This is a genomic window from Mesorhizobium sp. Root102 (assembly GCF_001425625.1).
Taxonomy (GTDB): domain Bacteria; phylum Pseudomonadota; class Alphaproteobacteria; order Rhizobiales; family Rhizobiaceae; genus Mesorhizobium.
Window position 1 is genome coordinate 189,143 of sequence record NZ_LMCP01000023.1, and the last position, 20,973, is coordinate 210,115.

Annotated in this window: 19 protein-coding genes; 13 read left to right on the forward strand and 6 right to left on the reverse strand. The window is 62.6% G+C overall.

The window, feature by feature from the left end:
• Positions 1 to 77: 77 nt before the first annotated feature.
• Together ASD12_RS19525 and ASD12_RS19530 are read left to right on the forward strand one after the other, a co-directional pair.
• On the forward strand, positions 78 to 461 hold the full coding sequence (locus ASD12_RS19525; protein ID WP_056589603.1) for a hypothetical protein: 384 nt from the start codon (positions 78 to 80) through the stop codon (positions 459 to 461).
• 180 nt (positions 462 to 641) lie between these two features.
• On the forward strand, positions 642 to 1,313 hold the full coding sequence (locus ASD12_RS19530; RefSeq protein WP_056590130.1) for an outer membrane protein: 672 nt from the start codon (positions 642 to 644) through the stop codon (positions 1,311 to 1,313).
• Positions 1,314 to 1,361: 48 nt separating this feature from the next.
• Here ASD12_RS19530 and ASD12_RS19535 read toward each other — a convergent pair whose 3' ends face one another.
• Positions 1,362 to 2,135 carry a gamma-glutamyl-gamma-aminobutyrate hydrolase family protein gene (locus tag ASD12_RS19535; RefSeq protein ID WP_056589607.1) on the reverse strand — a complete coding sequence of 258 codons (774 nt, stop codon included), beginning with the start codon at positions 2,133 to 2,135 and terminating at the stop codon, positions 1,362 to 1,364.
• A 267-nt stretch (positions 2,136 to 2,402) separates the two neighbouring features.
• Between ASD12_RS19535 and ASD12_RS19540 the strand changes: the two genes are divergently transcribed.
• On the forward strand, positions 2,403 to 3,512 hold the full coding sequence (locus ASD12_RS19540) for a TRAP transporter substrate-binding protein (RefSeq protein WP_056589609.1): 1,110 nt from the start codon (positions 2,403 to 2,405) through the stop codon (positions 3,510 to 3,512).
• A 58-nt stretch (positions 3,513 to 3,570) separates the two neighbouring features.
• Here ASD12_RS19540 and ASD12_RS19545 read toward each other — a convergent pair whose 3' ends face one another.
• From ASD12_RS19545 to ASD12_RS19565, 5 genes are all read right to left on the reverse strand, one after another.
• Positions 3,571 to 3,717 (reverse strand): hypothetical protein, encoded by a 147-nt coding sequence (locus ASD12_RS19545; RefSeq protein ID WP_244482901.1) that lies wholly within the window; start codon positions 3,715 to 3,717, stop codon positions 3,571 to 3,573.
• An 87-nt stretch (positions 3,718 to 3,804) separates the two neighbouring features.
• Complete coding sequence (locus ASD12_RS19550; protein ID WP_056590133.1) at positions 3,805 to 4,833, reverse strand: zinc-dependent alcohol dehydrogenase family protein; 1,029 nt, start codon at positions 4,831 to 4,833, stop codon at positions 3,805 to 3,807.
• Between the two features lie 19 nt (positions 4,834 to 4,852).
• Positions 4,853 to 6,628: a TRAP transporter large permease subunit gene (locus ASD12_RS19555; protein ID WP_200953707.1), complete on the reverse strand. Its 1,776-nt coding sequence runs from the start codon at positions 6,626 to 6,628 to the stop codon at positions 4,853 to 4,855.
• Positions 6,625 to 7,209, reverse strand: coding sequence for a TRAP transporter small permease subunit (locus tag ASD12_RS19560; RefSeq protein WP_056589614.1), 585 nt, complete (start codon positions 7,207 to 7,209; stop codon positions 6,625 to 6,627). Before ASD12_RS19560 ends, ASD12_RS19555 begins: the two co-directional genes overlap by 4 nt.
• A 188-nt stretch (positions 7,210 to 7,397) precedes the next feature.
• Positions 7,398 to 8,303, reverse strand: a complete 906-nt coding sequence (locus ASD12_RS19565) for a branched-chain amino acid ABC transporter permease (protein ID WP_056589616.1) — start codon at positions 8,301 to 8,303, stop codon at positions 7,398 to 7,400.
• 151 nt (positions 8,304 to 8,454) lie between these two features.
• Between ASD12_RS19565 and ASD12_RS19570 the strand changes: the two genes are divergently transcribed.
• From ASD12_RS19570 to ASD12_RS19610, 10 genes are all read left to right on the forward strand, one after another.
• Positions 8,455 to 9,066: a CGNR zinc finger domain-containing protein gene (locus ASD12_RS19570; protein ID WP_056589618.1), complete on the forward strand. Its 612-nt coding sequence runs from the start codon at positions 8,455 to 8,457 to the stop codon at positions 9,064 to 9,066.
• Complete coding sequence (locus ASD12_RS19575; protein ID WP_082525538.1) at positions 9,059 to 9,595, forward strand: hypothetical protein; 537 nt, start codon at positions 9,059 to 9,061, stop codon at positions 9,593 to 9,595. The genes ASD12_RS19570 and ASD12_RS19575 overlap by 8 nt, the downstream gene beginning before the upstream one ends.
• Before the next feature lie 222 nt (positions 9,596 to 9,817).
• Positions 9,818 to 13,312, forward strand: a complete 3,495-nt coding sequence (locus ASD12_RS19580; protein ID WP_056589623.1) for an indolepyruvate ferredoxin oxidoreductase family protein — start codon at positions 9,818 to 9,820, stop codon at positions 13,310 to 13,312.
• Positions 13,313 to 13,447: 135 nt separating this feature from the next.
• A complete protein-coding gene (locus ASD12_RS19585; protein ID WP_056589626.1) occupies positions 13,448 to 15,763 on the forward strand; it encodes an EAL domain-containing protein in 2,316 nt (771 codons plus the stop codon).
• Between the two features lie 481 nt (positions 15,764 to 16,244).
• Positions 16,245 to 16,952: a hypothetical protein gene (locus tag ASD12_RS19590; protein WP_244482902.1), complete on the forward strand. Its 708-nt coding sequence runs from the start codon at positions 16,245 to 16,247 to the stop codon at positions 16,950 to 16,952.
• A 116-nt stretch (positions 16,953 to 17,068) separates the two neighbouring features.
• Positions 17,069 to 17,218 (forward strand): DUF3096 domain-containing protein, encoded by a 150-nt coding sequence (locus ASD12_RS33280; protein ID WP_013528205.1) that lies wholly within the window; start codon positions 17,069 to 17,071, stop codon positions 17,216 to 17,218.
• Between the two features lie 217 nt (positions 17,219 to 17,435).
• Positions 17,436 to 17,660 carry an aa3-type cytochrome c oxidase subunit IV gene (locus tag ASD12_RS19595; RefSeq protein WP_056589634.1) on the forward strand — a complete coding sequence of 75 codons (225 nt, stop codon included), beginning with the start codon at positions 17,436 to 17,438 and terminating at the stop codon, positions 17,658 to 17,660.
• 85 nt (positions 17,661 to 17,745) lie between these two features.
• Positions 17,746 to 19,029 carry a Re/Si-specific NAD(P)(+) transhydrogenase subunit alpha gene (locus ASD12_RS19600; RefSeq protein WP_056589636.1) on the forward strand — a complete coding sequence of 428 codons (1,284 nt, stop codon included), beginning with the start codon at positions 17,746 to 17,748 and terminating at the stop codon, positions 19,027 to 19,029.
• Entirely contained in the window at positions 19,026 to 19,454 is a 429-nt protein-coding gene (locus ASD12_RS19605; protein ID WP_200953708.1) for a proton-translocating transhydrogenase family protein, read from the forward strand. Before ASD12_RS19600 ends, ASD12_RS19605 begins: the two co-directional genes overlap by 4 nt.
• A 6-nt stretch (positions 19,455 to 19,460) precedes the next feature.
• Positions 19,461 to 20,858 (forward strand): NAD(P)(+) transhydrogenase (Re/Si-specific) subunit beta, encoded by a 1,398-nt coding sequence (locus ASD12_RS19610; RefSeq protein ID WP_056589643.1) that lies wholly within the window; start codon positions 19,461 to 19,463, stop codon positions 20,856 to 20,858.
• Positions 20,859 to 20,973 lie beyond the last annotated feature (115 nt).

Consider the following 20,973-nt stretch of genomic DNA (forward strand, 5'->3'; position numbering starts at 1 on the left):
GGCCGCCACACTTATTAACGTCAGCTTAACCCTTTGGAATCATTCTTCATCCTGTCCGTGTGCGTGGATGAAGAATGATGAAAGCACTTTCCGCATTGATCGCTGCCGCAACGCTGTTCGGTGGCGTTCAGCTGTTTCATCTAGGCAGCGGGGAAAGCGTGGCCAACGAGGCCGCCCCACCCAACAGCTACAGGCTGGTCGCCAATGGCGATGAGGCGGCCTGTGCAGTCAGCCGGGGGGCTGAAATTTCGGACGGTTTGTCGCTGCTCACCGTTGCTCCGAAATGCCGCCGGCTCTTGCCGGGCATAGAGCAGGCGAGGTTCTGGCGCGAGCAAAACGACGGCACTGTCGCCTTCAGCGCCAATGGCACCGATCCAATCGTCACTTTCGCGGTTGCCGATGGCGACGGCTACGAATCCTATGCCCCGGCGCTACCGTTGCTGTCGCTGAATAGCTATTAATGCCCAGTGGCCTATTCTGCCGCTGCAAGGGGCAGGTATCGCACCGCCGTGGCGGTTCAGCCAGCCAATTGGAGTGGCCGTTCTGCCACGCCAATTGTAAAAACAGCGCCGCGATATTTTAGCATCTTGTAATAGAGCAGAAGATAGACCGTTATGCCGCTATTCAACCGGGGGCGTAACGTGAAATCCATCCTTCTCGCATCCACCATTCTTGTCGCCCTTTCGGGTGGCGCTTTCGCTGCGGACGCGCTTGTCGAAGCTCCGGTGGCTTACGAATGGAGTGGCTACTATGTTGGCGCGCAGCTTGGATACAATTGGGGGCACGTCGATAGCCACGATGCCAACATCGACGACGGCAATTCCGACTGGGCTGACTCGTGGAAGTCCGACGGGGTGATCGGCGGTATCCACGTCGGCTACAATCAGGCCTTCAATTCGATCGTTCTGGGCGTCGAAGCCGATCTCGAAGCCTCGGGAGCGAGCGGCTCCGTGGATTCGGCATATGCCGGCAACATCAAAACCAAGATCGACGTTCAGGGTTCGCTGCGCGCACGTCTTGGCTATGCGACGGGACCTGCCCTCTTGTACGCCACGGGCGGTCTGGCCGTCGCTCACTTCGACACAAAATATGACGACGGCACCACGACGGATAACTCGTCCAACACAAAGGCAGGTTGGACTGTGGGCGCCGGTATCGAATATGCCTTCGCGCAAAATTGGACGACCCGTGTCGAGTATCGCTACAGCGATTTCGGCACGTTCACCGACAATCCGGCGACCGACAGCGGCTACCTCTATCCCACCGACGTGACCACCCAGGCTGTCCGCGTCGGCGTCAGTTACAAGTTCTGATTTGGGGTGATCGAGGGATCCGCGCCAAGGGCCGGATCCCGATAGTCTCTACTCTGCCGCCGTGCGCGCCGCTTGGCGGGCCAAGGCGTGGCCTCTTACAGCATCGCCGAAGGCACGGAATATTTTCATCGAGTTGCTGTCCGACTTGACCCAATATTCCGGATGCCATTGCACGCCGACGGCGAAGGCGCGGGAGTCGCGCACCGAAACCGCTTCGACCGTGCCGTCGGTGGCGACCGCCTCAATCTGCAGCTTCGGGCCGAGCCGGTCGATCGCCTGGCGATGTACCGAATTGACCTTGATCTCGCCGGCACCGAACACGCCGGCCAGACAGCTGCCGGGCTCGATCGAAACGGTCTGATGGATGGCGAAGCGTTCGTCTTGATTGTCGCTCACCGGCGCACGGTGATCGAGCGAACCCTCGCGCTCCTGGATCTCGGTACCCAGCGTGCCGCCGAGCGCCACGTTCAATTCCTGGATGCCGCGGCAGATGGCGAGCAGTGGCACGCCGCGCTCGATCGCCCGGCGGATCAGCGGCAGCGTCGTGGCGTCGCGCGCCGGGTCATAGGGGCCATTGGCTTCGCTGGCGTCGCCGCCATAGAGCGAAGGATGCACATTGGATTTCGAGCCCGTGACCATGACGCCGTCGACCGACGACAGAAGTTCGTCGAAGTCGAGCCGGTCGCCGAACGATGGCACCAGCAGCGGGAACACGCCGGCGCCGGTAACTGCCGCTTCCAGATATTGCTGCGGGGCGGCATGCCAGGTGTAGTTGTCGAACTGACGGACGTCGGTCGATATGGCGACGAGCGGCTGATGCATTTTGGCTCTGTGTTCCATCTGGGCAGGGATGTCCTGCCTCTAAAATAGGCGATCCCTGGTTATTTTTCCATGCCAAGTTTCAGCGTGCGCATGGGCCACGAAAAGGCCTGTTAGACTATAGTTGCAGGGCAGCTGGGCTTCGCCGTCAAATCGGGCCGGCGTGCTGGACTCGACTTCTTGCCTGTGTATTGTTTTGCCCCAGACTGAGCCGGGATATCGAGGATGTTCCCGAGTCTCGGTCTGTTTGATCCAAAAGGGAGGAACTGCATGGATCGTCGTTCATTCATTCGCAAGGCCGGTGTCACCGGCGTCGGCGCCGCGGCGGCGGCGGCCTCGCTGGCGGCGCCCGCAATAGCCCAGTCCAATCCTAAGGTGACGTGGCGGCTGGCGTCGTCCTTCCCGAAGTCGCTCGACACCATCTACGGCGGCGCCGAGGTGTTCTCCAAGATGCTGTCGGAAGCCACCGACGGCAATTTCCAGATCCAGGTCTTCGCCGCCGGCGAGCTGGTGCCAGGCCTGCAGGCCGCCGACGCCACCACGGCCGGTACGGTCGAGGCCTGCCACACGGTGGCATATTATTACTGGGGCAAGGACCCGACATGGGCGCTCGGTGCAGCGGTTCCCTTTTCGCTCAACGCGCGCGGCATGAATGCCTGGCACTATCATGGCGGCGGCATCGACCTGTTCAACGAGTTTCTCGCCACGCAGGGCCTTTTTGGCCTGCCGGGCGGCAACACCGGCGTGCAGATGGGCGGCTGGTTCCGCAAGGAAATCAACACGGTTGCCGACCTCTCCGGCCTCAAGATGCGCATCGGCGGTTTTGCCGGCAAGGTGGTGCAGAAGCTCGGCGTCGTGCCGCAGCAGATCGCCGGCGGCGATATCTATCCGGCGCTGGAAAAAGGCACCATCGACGCCGCCGAATGGGTCGGCCCCTATGACGACGAGAAGCTCGGCTTCTACAAGGTCGCGCCCTATTACTACTATCCCGGCTGGTGGGAAGGCGGCCCGACCGTCCATCTGATGTTCAACAAGGCAAAATACGACGAGCTTTCGCCGGCGTACAAGTCGCTGCTGCGCACCGCGGCACAAGCGGCCGACGCCAACATGCTGCAGAAATACGACTATTTGAACCCTGCGGCGGTGAAGCGGCTGGTGGCCGGCGGCGCCAAACTGCGTCCGTTCAGCCAGGAGATCATGGCCGCCTGTTTCGAAAAGGCCAACGAGGTCTATGCTGAAATGGAAGCCTCCAACGCCCCGTTCAAGAAGATCTGGGAGTCGATCAAGGGCTTCCGCAAGGAGCATTATCTCTGGGCGCAGGTGGCAGAATACAATTACGACACCTTCATGATGGTGCAGCAACGCAACGGCAAACTGTAGTCGGCCTATCGCCTTCATTTGAAAAGACCCCGGGCCTGCTTGCCCGGGGTCATTCTTTTCAGGCTAGCGAGGAGCTGACCTCGATCAGCATTCCACCCGGCGCATGACAGTAGAAGGTCGTCGAACTGACGCCGCCGCGCGTCAGCTCTTGCACCTCGCCCGGCGCGAGGCCCGCATCGGCAAGCTCGGCCTGTTTTGCATGCACGATGTCCGGTTCGCCAACGAAGAAGCCGATGTGAAAGCCGCCAGGATAGCAGGCATGCGCACAAGGTCAGATGACGGCCCGGGCAGCTCAGTCCCGGCGCGGCACCACCAGCACCTTGACCTCGCCTGGTGCCGGCGGATTGGCGATCACTGCCGCCGCGTCCTCGAGCGGCACCTGCCTTGAGATCAGCCTGTCGATCTCGATTGCACCTGCTGCAATGAGTTCGGCGGCGCGGCGATGGGTGTAGGGATTGAGGAAGGAGCCGAGCACCTTCAGTTCCCGGAACAGCAAGTCGAAGGGCTCGAATTCCGCTTTCATGCCTTGCGGCGTCACGCCGACGATGACGACCGTGCCACCGGCGCGGGCCAGCCGCATGGACTGCTCGACGGTCTCTCGCACGCCTGCGCATTCGAAGACGACGTCGGCACCACCTGGCATCAGGCCGGCTGGCCCGGCGATGGCATCGATGACATCGGCGGCGGTCGGATCGACCGTCGCTGTCGCGCCGAAATCCCTAGCAAGGGCGCGCCTCGAGGCTTGCCTGGTCGACAGCACGATGGTCGTGGCCCCGGCCAGTTTTGCCAGTTGTACGGTGAGCAGGCCGATCACGCCGCCGCCAAGCACGACCACCGAGCTGCCCGGTTTGATCCCGGCAAGGTCCACGCCATGCAGGCAACAGCCGAGCGGCTCGCAGAAGGCGCCATGTGTCGGCTTCAGGTCGGCAGGCAGGACAAAAGCCTGCTTCTGCGGCAAGGCAAGATAGTCGGCAAAGCCGCCGTCGCGATGAATGCCGATGGCCCACAAATTGCTGCAGAGGTTGACCCGCCCGGCATGACAATGTGCGCAACGCCCGCAGGCGATGTTGGGGTCGCCGGTGACGCGATCGCCGACGGCAAAACCAGAGACGGATGCTCCGATCGCTTCGACGATGCCGGAGAATTCATGGCCGGGCGTCACCGGCGGCGTGCACGGAAATTCACCGTGAAACAGATGCCGGTCCGTGCCGCAGACACCGCAGGCCTCGATCCGCACCAGAAGCTCGTCCGGCCCGATGTCAGGCTTGTCGACTTCGCGCAGCACGATGCTGCCCACCGCTTCAAGCCGCACTGCTCTCATCATCGTCGCCATGCCGGTTTCAATTGAAGCTTGGCGGTTGCGACAGGTCCGGCTGTGGCGCTGCCGGTTGGGCCGGCGGCGCGTCACCGAAGCTAGGCGGCTGCGACAGATCGGGGGCGGCGGGAGCGGCCGGTGCCGTGCCGCCGCCGGCCGGCTGCGTGCCGAGCGGCGACAGGCCGGGTACTTCCGGCACCTTGTAGTCGATGGTGCCCGGATCGACGGTCGTTCCCTTGTAGTGCATCACCATTTGCGGGAAGGCGATGGTCAGCCCGATCATGATCACCTGGATACAGACGAAGGGCACCGCGCCCCAATAGATCTGCCCGGTAGTGACCGGCGCGATCTGCTTGCCGGTGAGGCGGTCGAGATAGGGCACGCGGGCGGCCACCGAACGCAAGTAGAACAGCGCGAAGCCGAACGGCGGATGCATGAAGCTGGTTTGCATGTTGACGCCCAGAAGCACGCCGAACCAGATCAGGTCGATACCGAGCTTGTCGGCGGCCGGCGCCAGCAGCGGCACGATGATGAATGCCAGCTCGAAGAAGTCGAGGAAGAAGGCGAGGAAGAAGACGAGCAGATTGACGCCGATCAGGAAGCCGACTTCGCCGCCCGGCAGCGAGGTCAGCAGGTGTTCGACCCAGATGTGGCCGTTGACGCCGTAAAAAGTCAACGAGAACACCCGCGCGCCGATCAGGATGAACAGCACGAAGGACGACAGCCTCGTCGTCGCGGTCAGGGCCTGCTTGACCACGTCCAGCGACAGCCGGCCCTTTGCCGCCGCCATGATCAAGGCACCGACGGAGCCCATGGCGCCGCCTTCGGTCGGGGTGGCGATGCCGAGGAAGATGGTGCCCAGCACCAGGAAGATCAGCGCCAGCGGCGGGATCAGCACGATGATCACCTGCTGCGCGAGCCTGGACATCATGTTGACGTTCAGGCGCTTGTCGGCGATGGCCACGATGTAGATGAAGAGCACCCCGGCAGTGGCGCCGAGAATGTCGGCATTGTCGCCATGCGCCGGCGCCAGATAGCGATACGCCGCGTAGGAGGCAGCAACCGTGACCGCCAAGGCCACCAGCAGGGACATCACGCCATGGCCGAGCGTGCGCGCTTCCAGGGGCAGCGCCGGCGCCATTTTTGGCCAGAAGATCGAAACGATCAGGATGTAGAGCGCGTAGAGGCCGGTCAGGACGAGACCGGGAATCAGCGCTCCGGCATACATGTCGCCGACCGAGCGGCCGAGTTGGTCGGCAAGCACGATCAGCACCAGCGAGGGCGGGATGATCTGGGCAAGCGTGCCCGAGGCGGCAATGACCCCGGATGCCAGCCGGCGGTCGTAGCCATAGCGCAGCATGATAGGCAGCGAGATCAGGCCCATGGCGATGACGGAAGCCGCCACCACGCCGGTGGTCGCCGCCAAAAGCGCGCCGACGAAGATCACGGCGTAGGCGAGGCCGCCCCGGATCGGACCGAACAGCTGGCCGATCGTGTCGAGCAGGTCTTCAGCCATACCCGATCGTTCGAGCACGATGCCCATGAAGGTGAAGAACGGAATGGCCAGCAGCGTGTCGTTCGACATCACCCGGCTGCCGTAGAAATTATCCGGCAGTGCGTGCAGGAGCGGCCAGGCGAGGTTGATCGATCCGCCGGAATAGGGCGACAGGAGCACGCCGATGAAAAAGAACATCAAGCCGTTGGCGGCCAGCGAAAAGGCGACGGGATAGCCGATCAGCAGGAAGATGATCAGCGAGGCGAACATGATCGGCGCCATGTTCTGCGCGATGAACTCCATCACGAGCGCACCTCGTCGGCCAGTGCCTTGGCTTCGAGCTCGGCCTGCTCATGTGCCGATATGAACGGATTGGGATCGTCCATGTCGCCGCGCATGATGGCGATCTTCTTGATGATTTCGGAAATGCCCTGCAACGCGAGCAGGAAAAAGCCGACGAGCAGGATGGCCTTGGCCGGCCAGATGATCAGCCCGCCGGAATTGTTGGACATCTCGCCGCTGCGAAACGACAGCGACACATAGGGAACGAAATAGATCACCATCAGCGTCACGAACGGCATCAGGAAGAAGACATGGCCGAAAAGGTCGATCCAGTGCTGCACGCGGCGTGGAAACAGGCCGTAGACGATGTCGATGCGGATATGTTCGTTCTGCTTCAGCGTATAGGCGGCGGCCAGCATGAAGGCGGCGCCGAACAGATACCACTGCAGCTCGAGCCAGGCGTTCGAGGATATGTCGAACACCTTGCGGATGATGGCGTTGGCGGCGCTCACCAGGATCGCCAGCAGGATCAGCCACGATATCCATTTGCCGATGAATTCGTTCGCGCGATCAATGGTTCTGGATAGAGCGAGCAGCCCTGCCATGCATTCCTCCCTTGTAGCAGAGGCGTGCCGGCTTCCCCCTTCTTGTCCGTCACGCCGCGTGGTCCAACGGTATGCCGCGCGTGGACTGACGGGTCAACAAGGATGGAAGCAACAAAACACCATCAAATAGATGCGAGCGCCGGCTGTGGGACATTTGCCGCGACGTCATGCAACCAAAGTCTGATGGCTCAGGCGATCTTGCCGGTGTCGCGACCGGCGCCGATCAGCACCAGGGTGGCGACCAGGAACAGATACATCCACGCATCGCGCCATTCGACCGGGAAATAGCCGGCCCACAGCGATTCGGCCATGCCGAAGGCGGCCGCGCCGAGGGCCGCCCGTGGCGGCGACAGATAGCCGCCGACCGCCGTCACGAACAGGATCTTCAACCCGTAGACGAGGCCCGAGCCGAAGCTGACATTGCCGTAATAGAGTCCGGCCATGACGCCGGCCAGCGCGGCGCAGAAACCGCCGAACAGGACCGCATGCCGGAACACCGCGCGCACGTCGACGCCGCACATCGCCGCCGCCTTGGGATCGTCGGAGACGGCACGCCAGAGCCGGCCGAAGCTCGAACGGGCAAACGCCCAGCTGGCCAGCGCGATTGCCGCCAGCGCCACCGCGCAATCGATGAGCTGGATGAGCGTGAGCGTTGCCTTGAAGGTCGCGCCCTGCGCGAAAACGATCGGTTGCGCCAGCATCGGCGGCAGCCACAGGTCATGGGTGTCGGCGGCGATGCGGCTTGCCTCCGACAACAGCAGCAATATGCCCAGCGTCGTCACCACGATGGCGTTGGGTGTACGGTCGGCCAACGGTTCGAAGACGCTGCGCGACAGGACGTGGCTGATCAGCGCGGCATAGAGGAAAGCCGTGACGACGCCGAGCGCCACCGCCGCAAGCAGCGTCAGCCATAGCACCTGATAGCCGAAGGCCGCGGTGAGGATCATCGTCTGGCCGCAAAAGGCGAACAGCGCGCCATAGGCGAGGTTGGTGCGGTGGAGGATGCCGTTGGTCAGCACATAGCCGAAGGCGAGCAGCGCATAGAGCGCGCCCGAATGCAGCCCGTTCAGGACCTGCTGGAAGAAGTAGAGCATGCGAAACCCTCGGAGCATGTCGCCCAAAAATGCAAAGCAGTTTTGGGGCAACGAGATGCTCAAGACAAAGGCTGCGGAGTCCGCGCCTGGTGGAGAAACTGCATCGCTGAATCTAACTTGTCAAATGCGATTTATAGGTTAGATTTATGGCATGACGGTATCCTGGACCCCGCACCGCTTCACCGGCGGCCTGCTTGCGCTCGACACGGCGAACACCGTCGTGCTCCGCGGCGATCCGGAGCGGACCTTCGACCGTTTCGATGATCCGTCCGAGATTGCCCGCTTCGCCGATGCCGCGAGCCGCTTTCGCGCCGCCGAGCTTGGCGACAGGCCGCTGGCTGCACCGTCACCGGAGACAATCGCACCCGTCGTGCTGTCGATCCGCGAGGCGACGGACCGGCTATTTCGCGGCGCGGTGTCGAAGGGCGCGGTTGTCACCACCGATCTGCCGGGGTTCCTGAGAGCCTGCGCCGAGGGTCTGGCCGGCAGCCGGACCGAGATCGGTGCGCCGGGAAGGCCGTTCGGCGACCCGGTGACGCCGATCGCTTTCGAGGCGGCGCTGGCGGTGTCCGCGCTGTCGCTGCTGCGCGACGACACCGTCGCAAGGCTCAGGATCTGTCCCAACTGCACCTGGCTGTTCGTCGACAGAAGCCGCAATTCCAGCCGCCTTTGGTGCGACATGGCGGTGTGCGGCAACAGGCAGAAGGCAAGTCGTCACTATCGCCGCCGCCGCATGGCGGAAAATGAGGTCAAGAATGCTTAGAGGTCTTTCCCGTTCGATCGTTGTCGGCGCGGCACTCTTTGCCGTCGTGGCGCTCGGCGCCTGTCGTGATACCGGCAACGCCGAAGGCAAGCTGTTCGAGATTTCCGGCAAGATATTCGTCTTCAACTACCGCCTCGCCAGGGCGACCTATGTGGTGACGCTGCGGCCGCTGCAGCCGATGGGAGAGCGCCAGGTCGCGGTCGCCAGTTTCCAGGATCCCGCTGGCGGCGCGCCTCTGGTGGTCGAGCAGAAGGTGTGGCCGAAGCTCGACAAGGTGACGCTGGAGAGCCCGGCGCTGACCTGCGTCGTCAAGAACAAGCCCTATGCGATTGCCATCAGCATCAAGGGCGCCGACGGCGCGGTTCTGCAGAAGATCGACACTACGCTGATGTCGACGGAGGACCAGTCGGTGCTGCCCGACCGGCCATTGGTCATCGACCAGCTCTATACCGCCAATCCCGATCTCGTAGGCCATCCCGACGGCAAGCTGCCGGGCGAACCGAAGCCGGATTGCTCGAAGGGCAGCTGACGCATCGCTGCCAGCCCTGGCTGCGGCTGAAATTTTCGTCCGCTGGACAATGCCCGCCGATCGCTTTCGTACCCGATTTCGAGATGGTCACGGACTGTTCGTTGCGCGTTGCCTGGTAACTACGATTTTGTTTGACCTGCCTTGCAAGGGGAGAAAGGATACGTCATCCGACCCCGACGTTGGCTGCCTGCCCCCGCGTGGCCTCCGCAGAGGAAATTCCCGATGACGCTGCACGACGTCGCGCTCGACGACAAGTTCGACCTTGCAAAGGAGCGCATCTTCCTGTCCGGCGCGCAGGCGGTCATCCGCATGCTTCTGATGCAGCGCGAGCGAGACCGCCGCGCCGGCTTGAATACGGCCGGTTTCGTCTCCGGCTATCGCGGTTCGCCGCTCGGCGGCCTCGACATGCAGCTTTGGAAGGCGAAGAAACAGCTCGCGCAGGCCGACATCGTCTTCCAGCCCGGCCTCAACGAGGAGCTTGCCGCCACCGCTTGCTGGGGATCGCAACAGACGGAACTGCTGGGCGAGGGCACCCATGACGGCGTCTTTTCGGTCTGGTACGGCAAGGGGCCGGGCGTCGATCGCTCCGGCGATGTGTTCCGCCATGCCAATCTCGCCGGCTCGTCCAGACATGGCGGCGTGCTCGCCCTGATGGGCGACGACCACATGGCCGAATCCTCGACCAACGCGCATGCCACCGAATTCCTGTTCGTCGACACCATGGTGCCGATCCTCAATCCGGCCGGTGTCCAGGAGATCATCGACTACGGGCTCTACGGCTTTGCCATGTCGCGCTTTGCCGGTACCTGGGCGGCCATCAAATGCGTCAAGGACAACATCGAATCGACGGCCTCGGTCGATGCCTCGCTCGAGCGGCTGAACATCGTCGTGCCGGATTTCGACATGCCGCCCGGCGGTCTCAACATTCGCCACGAGATCGACATGCTAGGCCAGGAGGAGCGGCTGCATGAGCACAAGCGCGCCGCGGCCTCCGCCTTCATCCATGCCAACGGGCTGAACCGGATCGTCTATTCGGGCGGCCGCAACCCGAAGATCGGCATCATCACGCTGGGCAAGAGCTATCTCGATGTCCGCCAGGCGCTGGAGGATATCGGCATCGACGAGGCGGCCGCCAACCGCATCGGCGTGCGGCTGTTCAAGGTTGGTTGCCCCTGGCCGCTCGACCTGCATCACATCGCCGACTTCGCCCGCGGCCTCGACACCATCGTCGTCGTCGAGGAGAAGCGCTCGCTGATCGAGGTGCAGCTGCGCGAGAGCCTTTACGGCACCGCCACGCAACCGGTCATTATCGGCAAGAAGGACGAGCGCGGCGACTGGCTGTTCCCGGCCAAGGGCGCGCTCGATCCCAACGAGATCGCCATCGCGCTTGGCGAGAGGATCGTCAGGACCATCGGCCCGTCTGAAGAGATCTTGGCGCGGGTGGCAAAATTGCGCCAGTTCCAGGCAATGCTCGCCGACGCCACCGACATCGGCTCGCGTACGCCCTTCTTCTGTTCCGGTTGCCCGCACAATTCTTCGACCAAGGTGCCGGACGGCTCGATCGCCGCGGCGGGCATCGGTTGCCATTTCATGGCGCTGTGGATGGATCGCAACACCGTCGGTTTCACGGCCATGGGCGGCGAGGGCGCGCAATGGGTCGGCCAGGCGCCGTTCTCCAAACGCGACCACATCTTCCAGAATCTCGGCGACGGCACCTACAACCATTCCGGCACGCTGGCGATCCGCTTCGCGCTGTCTACCGACGCCAACATCACCTACAAGATTCTCTACAACGACGCCGTCGCCATGACCGGCGGCCAGCCGCATGAAGGCGGCCTGACCGTCGACATGATTGCCAGGCAGGTGCGCGCCGAGGGCGTCGATCGCATCGCCATCGTCACCGACGAGCCCGATAAATATGCCGGCAAAGCTGAATTCCCGGCCGGCGCCAGCATTCATCACCGCGACGATCTCGATCTCGTCCAGCGCGAGCTGCGCGATGTCAAAGGCGTTTCCGTGCTGCTCTACGACCAGACCTGCGCCGCCGAAAAACGCCGCCGCCGCAAGCGCGGCACATTCCCCGATCCCGACAAACGGGTCTTCATCAACGAGCTGGTCTGTGAAGGCTGCGGCGATTGCGGCGTGCAATCGAACTGCGTCTCGATCCAGCCGGTTGAAACCGAATTCGGCCGCAAGCGCAAGATCGACCAGTCGAGCTGCAACAAGGATTTCTCCTGCGTCAACGGCTTCTGCCCGTCCTTCGTCACCGTGCACGGCGCCAAGATCCGCAAGGCCGAAGGTCTGGCCGGCAAGGCTGATCCGCTCGACGGCGTGCCCGTGCCGGCCGAGTTCCCGCTTGGCGAACAGGGTTGGGCGGCGATCATCGACGGCGTCGGTGGCACCGGCGTCGTCACCGTCGGTGCGGTGCTTGGCATGGCGGCGCATCTTGAGGACAAGGGCTGCGGCATGATCGACATGGCCGGCCTCGCCCAGAAGGGCGGTTCGGTGTTCACCCATGTCCGCATCGCCCGCACCCCGGACGACATCCATGCCATCCGCGTTTCGGCCGGCAAGGCCGATCTCGTGCTTGGCTGCGATCTCGTCGTGTCGGGCGCCAAGAAGGTGCTGACCGCGGTGCGCGAGGGCCACACCATCTTCGTCGCCAACACCGCCGAGATCATGCCTGGCGAATTCGCCCGTTCGGCGGATTTCTCGTTGCCGATAGAGCGGCTGAAGAAGGCGATCCGTGCGGCCGCGGGCGACGACAAGGCGCATTTCTTCGACGCCACCCGCACCGCCACGGCACTTTTCGGCAATTCGCTCGGCGCCAACATGTTCATGCTCGGCTTTGCCTTCCAGCATGGCGGCCTGCCGCTGTCGGCCGAGGCGGTCGAGAAGGCGATCGAGCTCAATGGCGAAGCCGTGGCGATGAACGTCGCCGCCTTCCGCTGGGGCCGTCGCGCTGCCCATCAGCCGGATTTCGTACGCGGCCTCGTCGCCCAGCCGGGCCCAACCGTCGCTGGAAAGACCGGCCAGGCTGCCGATGTCGCCGAGACGCTGGACGACATCATCGCCCGCCGTGTCGCATTCCTGACCGCCTATCAGAATGCCGCCTATGGCAGGCGTTATGCCGAGAAACTGGCCGTCTTGCGTGCGGCCGAAGCGAAGGCCGTGCCCGGTTCCAGCGCGGTGTCGGAAGCTGCCGCCAGAAATCTGTTCAAGCTGATGGCGATCAAGGACGAGTACGAGGTGGCGCGTCTTTACACGGACGGTTCTTTCGCCGCCGAACTCGGAAAACAGTTCCAGAGCTACGAAAAGCTCGAATTCCACCTCGCGCCGCCGATCATGGGCCGCCGCGGCAATGACGGCAGCCCTAGGAAATCGAGTTTCGGCCCCTGGATGATGAAGGGTTTCCGCCTGCTGGCGGCGATGAAGGGTCTGCGCGGCACAGCCTTCGACCTGTTCGGCTACACCGCCGAGCGGCGCATGGAGCGGCGGCTGCTGGCGCAGTACGAGGCGGATCTGGAGCTCATCTCCCGATCGCTGGCCCCGCCCAGGATCGATGCGGCGCTTGCGCTGGCCTCGGTGCCGGCTCTCATTCGCGGCTACGGCCACGTCCGGCAGGCCAGTGCCGAAAAGGCAGCCGGCGAACGTTCCCGGTTGCTCCAGCGCCTCGCAAACGCACCGGCGGGGCCGGCACTTCAGGCCGCCGAGTGAAGGCCTTGTTTACCTGAAGCTTGATTTCCCGGTCTGTCCTGCTTTTGCGCTCCTTCAGCAACCCAGCCAAAACACTATTCTAAGCCTTTCTTAAGGCGGATGTGGGATGACGAGGCTTAGCGTTGGGCCGACGATATGGGCAGAACAAAGACCGAAAACATCCCGGCGGATGTTTATATCCAGTTTGTGCGGTCGTTGTTCGACAACGCCCACATGCTGGTGATTGGCGGCGTGTGCTACTGGATCCTCGGATTCATGATCTACTTGCGCACGAACAATCCGTTGTTCCTGGCTTTCTCTTTTGTCCTGCTGTCCATCTGCCTTTTCCGCTATTTCGGCATTCGCAGCTTCCGGAAGGCGGGCGGTGTGATAGCCGACGTCCAGGAGGCGCAGCGGTGGGAGCGCAACTACATCCTCAAGGGCAGCCTGCAGGGCCTCGGGTTGGGCGCGCTGTGCTTCATATCGATCTATGTTTATCCCGATCCCTTTGCCGAACTGGCCGCGACGTCGCTGGCCATCGCAACCTTGGTGACGGTTGTTGGCCGGAACTACGGATCTCCGCTCATGGTGCGGATTTTTTCCGTGACCTTCATTGGTCCTGCAGCACTTGCACTCTTGCTGCGCATGGATGCCCCTTCGGTTATTCTCGGGCTGATGATCATTCCGTTGACTTTCGTCACGATCAACAGCGCCGACCACGTCCGCGACGTGCTTTTCTCGGCGGTCATCGGCCACAAGGAAGCGAGGAAGCTCGCGCTCAGGTTCGATCGCGCGCTCAACACCATGTCGCACGGCCTCGTCATGCTCGGCCCGGACGGCCGGGTGGCGGTGGCCAATGCCGAAGCCGCGCATCTGATGTCGCTCAAGTCCGGGGATGCGTTGCTCGGGCGGTCGATCCATGGTCTGTTGATGCGCGGTGTCGCCGGCGGCATGCTGGCGCCCAAGGATTGCCGCTATATCGAGGCGCAACTGACGCGCGCCCTGCGCGAGGGCCGCGACCGCAAGGTGCTGGTTTCCCTCGCCAACGGCCAGCACTATGAATTCTCGGCTCGCGAAGGCAGCCAGGAGCTGGGCGTCATCACCTTCGAGGATGTCACCGCCCGTGTCGAGGCGGAAGACAAGATCCGCTTCATGGCACGCTACGACAACCTCACCGGCCTGCCCAACCGCGCCTATTTCCACGAACTGATCGGCGAGGCCATGGTATCAGGCGATCGCGATCGTCTCTGTGGCCTGGCGGTGCTCGACCTTGACGATTTCAAAAGCGTCAACGACACGCTTGGCCATCCGATCGGCGACGGATTGATCTACGCCGTTGCCGAGCGGCTTGCCGCCATTGCCGGGCAAGGCATCACGGTCAGCCGTTTCGGCGGCGACGAGTTCATGATCTTCTTCGACCGCGTCGAGGATGAGAGCCATCTGACCAGCCAGCTCGACGAGATCTTCGCCGGGCTGCAAGGGGAAGTCGACGTCGCCGGTCACGGGCTGCGCATCCAGGCCAGCGGCGGCGCGGTGCTGTCGCGGGTCAAGGATACCGACGTCGATGCCATGATCGTCAAGGCGGACCTTGCGCTCTACAAAGCCAAGGAACTCGGCAAGAACGGCTGGCGGCTGTTCGAAGCCGCGATGGATGCCGCCTTCCGTAACCGCCAGCTGATGAAGGCGGATCTGCGCAGCGCCGTGGAAAGCCACGGTTTGCGGGTGGTCTATCAGCCGATCGTGGCGATGAGCACCATGCGCATCGCCAGCTGCGAGGCGCTGTGCCGGTGGGACCATCCCGATCTCGGGCCGGTCTCTCCCAGCATCTTCATTCCGCTGGCCGAGGAAATGGGTATCATTTCCGAGATCAGCACCTTCGTGCTGCAGGCAGCCTGCACCGAATGCGCCAAATGGCCGGACCAGACCAGCGTCTCGGTCAATCTCTCGGCCAAGGATTTCCGCAATCGCGACGTCATCCAGAAGGTTCGCGATGCGTTGGCCGCCTCCGGCCTCACAGCCAGCCGGCTCGAGATCGAGGTCACCGAAACGGCGCTGCTCGACGACAAGTCGCTGACGCGTCAGTATATCGAGGAGCTGAAGCAGATTGGCGTGCGCATCGCGCTCGACGATTTCGGCACCGGCTATTCGAGCCTGAGCTACCTGCACAAATTGCCGCTCGACAAGATCAAGATCGACCGCTCGTTCCTGATCGACGTCACTCAGAACCCCCGCTCGCTCGAACTGCTCAAGGGCATAGTCAACCTGTCGCGGCCGCTGGGGCTTGCCGTAACTGTCGAAGGCGTCGAGACCTTCGAACAGCTCAAAATCCTGGCCCTGCAGGTCAAACCCGATCTCGTGCAAGGCTTCCTGTTCGGCGCCGCGCTCAGTGCGTCGGGTATCGAAACGATGTCAAATGTCACTTGGCCATTCGCCGCTGACCTGCATCTCGCCGGCAAACGGACAGCCATTTAGTGCTGTGATTTCAAAGCTCGCTTGATTCCTGGCGTGCTTCGATTCAAGTACTGCCCTGATCTCGAACTCATGCGAATTACTCCGGATATCTGTTCCGCCGCGATTTGCTTTTGCGCAATGCTGCTAAAAATGGTCTTTCCCAGAGTCAGCTTTCGAATGGATTGAGCGCTGGCGCGGGCGCCAAGATGATCCTCAACCCAAGTTAGCCTAGCTCAAGCACCTGTTTGTCGACGGAGGTGCGATGTCTCGGAGGCCGTGACCCACATCCTTCTCCGGGCGGCGCATTGCTCACCAATGTCTACTCAAATTGGCGCTCACCTGTTAAGGTTAACAGAAAGTAAATTAACAACATCTAAATTTCTGCTTGTGTCTCATTTTGACTCGAATAGCTTATCCGTAGGCGGAATTTCGAGGACAGATAATGGATGCTGCAAGGGCTGCAAGGAATGCGTCTGGTGCGGTCAGCGCAGCAGGGGATTCGGTGCTGAACCGATCGATCATGCAACTGCTGGAGCATGTCGATTATCGCCTCATTACCGGAGGCGAGGATTTGGAGGCGATTTACCGACTTCGCTATAAATCCTATCTGCGCTCAGGCATGTGCGGCCCAATCGCCAGCGGGATGTTCGAGGATCGCTGGGACAATCTGCCCAATTCCTACCGATTCGGTGTCTATTGCTATGGCGAATTGGTCAGCACGATCCGCTTTCATTACATTTCCAGTGAGCACCCGCATTCGCCGTCCGTCGAAGCCTATCCGGAAATACTGATCGAGCGACTTGCCCGCGGAGAAACCTTCATCGACGGAACCCGCTTCGCAACCGATCCCGACGGCGCGCCGGCGCCCGGAGTGCTGCCTTTCCTGACACTCAGGCTTGCCATGGTCGCCTCGCGCTACTTTGGCCAGAACTCGGTGCTTACACCGGTCAAGATCGAGCATTCCAATTTTTATTCCCGTTACTTCAATGCCGTGCAGAGGACGGAAGGAAAAGTATTTCCGGGCGTTCTTACCCCGATAGCACTGTTCGAAATCCCCGCCGGCGAGAATATGCGTCGGACGCTCGAACGGTTCCCATTCTTTAGATCGACGCCGATGGAACAGCGGCTGATGTTTGCCAATCCGGCCATCAACCGACTGACCCCCTTGTCCATCGTGCCGACAGCGAAATATTATCGCGACGCCGCCTGAGGTCACCGCTTTTTGCAGAGCGTACGGAGCTTTTCGCTTGGATGCGCGTTCCGAGGACGGCGACGCGTTGACGTTCCGCGTCTTCATTTCGACGGATCTGCCAAAAGGAACCCGACATGACCATTTCCACGCTTGCGCTCACCCCGCTCATCTCGCTGATTGCCGGCGTGCTGATCCTCGTGATGCCAAGGCTGTTGAACTATATCGTCGCGCTCTATCTGATCGTCGTCGGGCTGCTCGGGCTTTTCCCGCATCTTGCCGGCTGAGAGCGCCGGTTGAGGCAACGCAAGCGTTCGCCTCGACCGCTTTCGGAGCATCTTTCCGCATCAGACACCCGGATCCGGGGGCGGCTTCGGCGCGCGTCGGCAGCCGGCTTCAATTTTCCTTTGAGGCAGTTGTCGGCTGCGATGCGGCAATAGCGCCATTGCTCTCGGCCCGGCTTTTCGCTATGTGCCTGAATGATGTCTTCGAAGGGGTATTCCTATGGCTGATCACTCGCCGACCGGTCCTGTCGAACTGGGCGCGAAGATGGACTATGCTGAGCATGACCGCACCTATGCGGGCTTCCTCATGCTGGCCAAATACGGTTCGCTTTTCTGCGGAGCCCTGCTTCTGGCGATGGCTTTTGGTTTCTTCGCGGGCGGCTTCTTCTCGGCGACCATCCTGTTCGTGCTGATTCTGGCCGTCGGCGCCTTTATCCTCCGATAGATTTTTCCGACACCTTGTCCATGGCGCCGCCGCGAGGCCGGCCGGCGTCTTGCGGGAAACAGCTTCCGGCCGAAAGGATCATGCGGTGGGACAGACGGTTTTCATCCCTCGTGAACTCGATGCCAACGAGCCGCGCGTCGCGGCCTCGCCTGACACGGTGAAACGGCTGGCGGCGCTGGGCTTCGATGTCGTTGTCGAGGCCGGTGCCGGTCTGAATTCGCGCATCGTCGATGCCGACTATGCGAGCGCCGGTGCCACGATCGGCAAGGCTTCAGATGTCGCCAAGGCCGATGTCGTACTGAAGGTGCGTCGGCCCGGTGATGCCGAACTGAAGAGCTACAAGCCCGGTACGTCGGTCATCGCCATCATGGATCCCTACGGCAACGATGCCGCCGTGGCAGCCCTTGCCAAGGCCGGCGTCACCGCCTTTTCGATGGAATTCATGCCGCGCATCACCCGGGCGCAGTCGATGGACGTGCTGTCTTCGCAGGCCAATCTTGCCGGCTACCAGGCGGTGATCGACGGCGCTTCGGAATATGATCGCGCACTGCCGATGATGATGACGGCGGCGGGCACGGTGCCGGCGGCAAAGGTCTTCATCATGGGCGTCGGCGTTGCCGGCCTGCAGGCGATCGCCACCGCGCGCCGGCTTGGTGCGGTCGTCACCGCCACCGACGTTCGCCCCGCCGCCAAGGAACAGGTTGCGTCGCTCGGTGCAAAGTTCCTCGCGGTCGAGGACGAGGAATTCAAGGCTGCGGAAACGGCCGGCGGCTACGCCAAGGAAATGTCGAAGGAATACCAGGCCAAGCAAGCGGCACTCACCGCCGAGCATATCGCCAAGCAGGATATCGTCATCACCACGGCGCTGATCCCCGGCCGGCCGGCGCCGAAGCTGGTGTCGGCGGCCATGGTCGCCTCGATGAAGCCGGGCTCGGTGCTCGTCGACCTCGCCGTCGAACGTGGCGGCAATGTCGAGGGTGCGGAAGCCGGCAAGGTCGTCACCACAGCCAACAACGTCAAGATCGTCGGCCATCTCAATGTGCCGGGCCGCATCGCCGCGTCAGCATCGCTGCTTTACGCCAGGAACCTGTTTGCCTTCCTCGAAACGCTGGTCGACAAGAAGACCAAGACGCTTGCCATCAATCGCGACGACGATCTGGTCAAGGCGACGATGCTGACCGATGGTGGCAAGGTGGTTCATCCGGCCTTCGCCAAGGCCGACCAGCAGCCTTATGTTGAGCCGGCCGCGATCCCGGCCACCACCATGGTCGCTGACGCTTCGGCCAAACCGGCTGCGTCTAAGAAAGCCGCGCCCAAGAAGGCGGCCGTGCCAAAGTCGCCCTCGTCGAAGCCGAAAGGAATCGCGTGATGGACCAGACCCTGCAAAAAGCTCTCGACCAGCTCGACCAGGCCTCCGCCGCTGTTCGGCTGGCGGTGCACAATATGGCGACCGCGCCCGGTGGCGCCGATGCGGCGGGTGACGCCGCGCATGCGCTGTCCGGTGGCGCCATCGACCCCTTCGTCTTCCGCTTCGCCATTTTCATCCTGGCGATCTTCGTCGGCTATTATGTCGTCTGGTCGGTGACGCCGGCACTGCACACGCCGCTGATGGCCGTCACCAACGCCATCTCCTCGGTCATCGTCGTCGGCGCGCTGCTTGCCGTCGGCATAGCCGCTTCCGGCATCGCCGCCAGCTTCGGCTTCGTCGCGCTGATGCTGGTCTCGGTCAACATCTTCGGCGGCTTTCTCGTCACCCAGCGCATGCTGGCCATGTACAAGAAGAAGGACAAGTAGAGCGCCATGAACGCCAACTTCGCGTCCTTCCTCTATCTTGTCTCCGGCGTCCTGTTCATCATGGCGCTGCGCGGCCTGTCGCATCCGACCACCAGCCGCCAGGGCAATCTCTACGGCATGATCGGCATGGGCATTGCCATTGCCACCACACTGGCACTTGCCACCCCGTCCGCCGGCCGTTTCGGCCTGATCGTGCTCGGCCTCGCCATCGGTGGCGGCGCCGGCGCCGTCACCGCGCGCCGCATCGCCATGACCTCGATGCCGCAGCTGGTCGCTGCCTTCCACTCGCTGGTTGGTCTCGCTGCCGTCATGGTGGCGGCCGCGGCCATCTATGCCCCGGAAAGCTTCGGCATCGGCACGGATGGCGACATTCATGCCCAAGCGCTGATCGAGATGAGCCTTGGCGTCGCCATCGGCGCCATCACCTTCACCGGCTCGGTCATCGCCTTCCTCAAGCTCGACGGCCGCATGTCCGGCAAGCCGATCATGATTGGCGGCCGTCACTTCATCAACGCAGCGCTTGCCATCGCACTCATCGTCTTGATCGTGCTGCTGGTCACCACCGAGTCCAAGCTGGTGTTCTGGCTAATCGTTGCTGCCTCGCTGGTGCTCGGTATCCTGCTGATCATCCCGATCGGCGGCGCCGACATGCCGGTCGTCGTCTCGATGCTGAATTCCTACTCGGGCTGGGCAGCGGCTGCCCTCGGCTTCACGCTCGGCAATCTGGCGCTGATCATCACCGGCGCGCTGGTCGGCTCATCCGGCGCGATCCTGTCCTACATCATGTGCAAGGGCATGAACCGCAGCTTTATCTCGGTCATCCTCGGCGGCTTCGGCGGTGAGACCACGGCCGCGGCCGATGACGGCATCGAGCGCACGGTCAAGCAGGGCTCGGCCGACGACGCCGCCTATCTGATGATGAACGCGCAAAAGGTCATCATCGTGCCGGGCTACGGCATGGCGGTTGCCCAGGCGCAGCACGCGCTGCGCGAAATGGCCGACAAGCTCAAGGCCAACGGCGTCGACGTCAAATACGCCATCCACCCGGTCGCCGGCCGCATGCCCGGCCACATGAACGTGCTGCTGGCCGAAGCCAACGTGCCCTATGACGAAGTGTTCGAGCTCGAGGACATTAACTCCGAATTCGCGCAGGCCGATGTCGCCTATGTCATCGGTGCCAACGACGTCACCAACCCTTCGGCCCGCGACGACAAGTCCTCGCCGATCTACGGCATGCCGATCCTCGACGTCGACAAGGCGCGCACCTGCCTGTTCGTCAAGCGCTCGCTCGGCTCCGGCTATGCCGGCATCGACAACACGCTGTTCTACAAGGACGGCACCATGATGCTGCTCGGCGACGCCAAGAAGATGACCGAGGAAATCGTCAAGGCGATGGATCACTGATCGGCAATCAGCACTGAGACACACCGAGAAATGCCCGGCTTCGCGCCGGGCTTTTTCTTGGCTGACAGCGGTTTCAGGGCTACGATGACGACTTCCCGTCTCACCGGCGGGATTG

Bases quoted from the DNA above. Each gene is read 5' to 3' on its own strand.
- ASD12_RS19525 (WP_056589603.1), top strand. From the start codon at position 78: ATGAAAGCACTTTCCGCATTGATCGCTGCCGCAACGCTGTTCGGTGGC.
- ASD12_RS19535 (WP_056589607.1), bottom strand. From the start codon at position 2,135: ATGCATCAGCCGCTCGTCGCCATATCGACCGACGTCCGTCAGTTCGAC.
- ASD12_RS19540 (WP_056589609.1), top strand. From the start codon at position 2,403: ATGGATCGTCGTTCATTCATTCGCAAGGCCGGTGTCACCGGCGTCGGC.
- ASD12_RS19550 (WP_056590133.1), bottom strand. From the start codon at position 4,833: ATGAGAGCAGTGCGGCTTGAAGCGGTGGGCAGCATCGTGCTGCGCGAA.
- ASD12_RS19560 (WP_056589614.1), bottom strand. From the start codon at position 7,209: ATGGCAGGGCTGCTCGCTCTATCCAGAACCATTGATCGCGCGAACGAA.
- ASD12_RS19565 (WP_056589616.1), bottom strand. From the start codon at position 8,303: ATGCTCTACTTCTTCCAGCAGGTCCTGAACGGGCTGCATTCGGGCGCG.
- ASD12_RS19570 (WP_056589618.1), top strand. From the start codon at position 8,455: ATGACGGTATCCTGGACCCCGCACCGCTTCACCGGCGGCCTGCTTGCG.
- ASD12_RS19575 (WP_082525538.1), top strand. From the start codon at position 9,059: ATGCTTAGAGGTCTTTCCCGTTCGATCGTTGTCGGCGCGGCACTCTTT.
- ASD12_RS19580 (WP_056589623.1), top strand. From the start codon at position 9,818: ATGACGCTGCACGACGTCGCGCTCGACGACAAGTTCGACCTTGCAAAG.
- ASD12_RS19585 (WP_056589626.1), top strand. From the start codon at position 13,448: ATGGGCAGAACAAAGACCGAAAACATCCCGGCGGATGTTTATATCCAG.
- ASD12_RS33280 (WP_013528205.1), top strand. From the start codon at position 17,069: ATGACCATTTCCACGCTTGCGCTCACCCCGCTCATCTCGCTGATTGCC.
- ASD12_RS19595 (WP_056589634.1), top strand. From the start codon at position 17,436: ATGGCTGATCACTCGCCGACCGGTCCTGTCGAACTGGGCGCGAAGATG.
- ASD12_RS19610 (WP_056589643.1), top strand. From the start codon at position 19,461: ATGAACGCCAACTTCGCGTCCTTCCTCTATCTTGTCTCCGGCGTCCTG.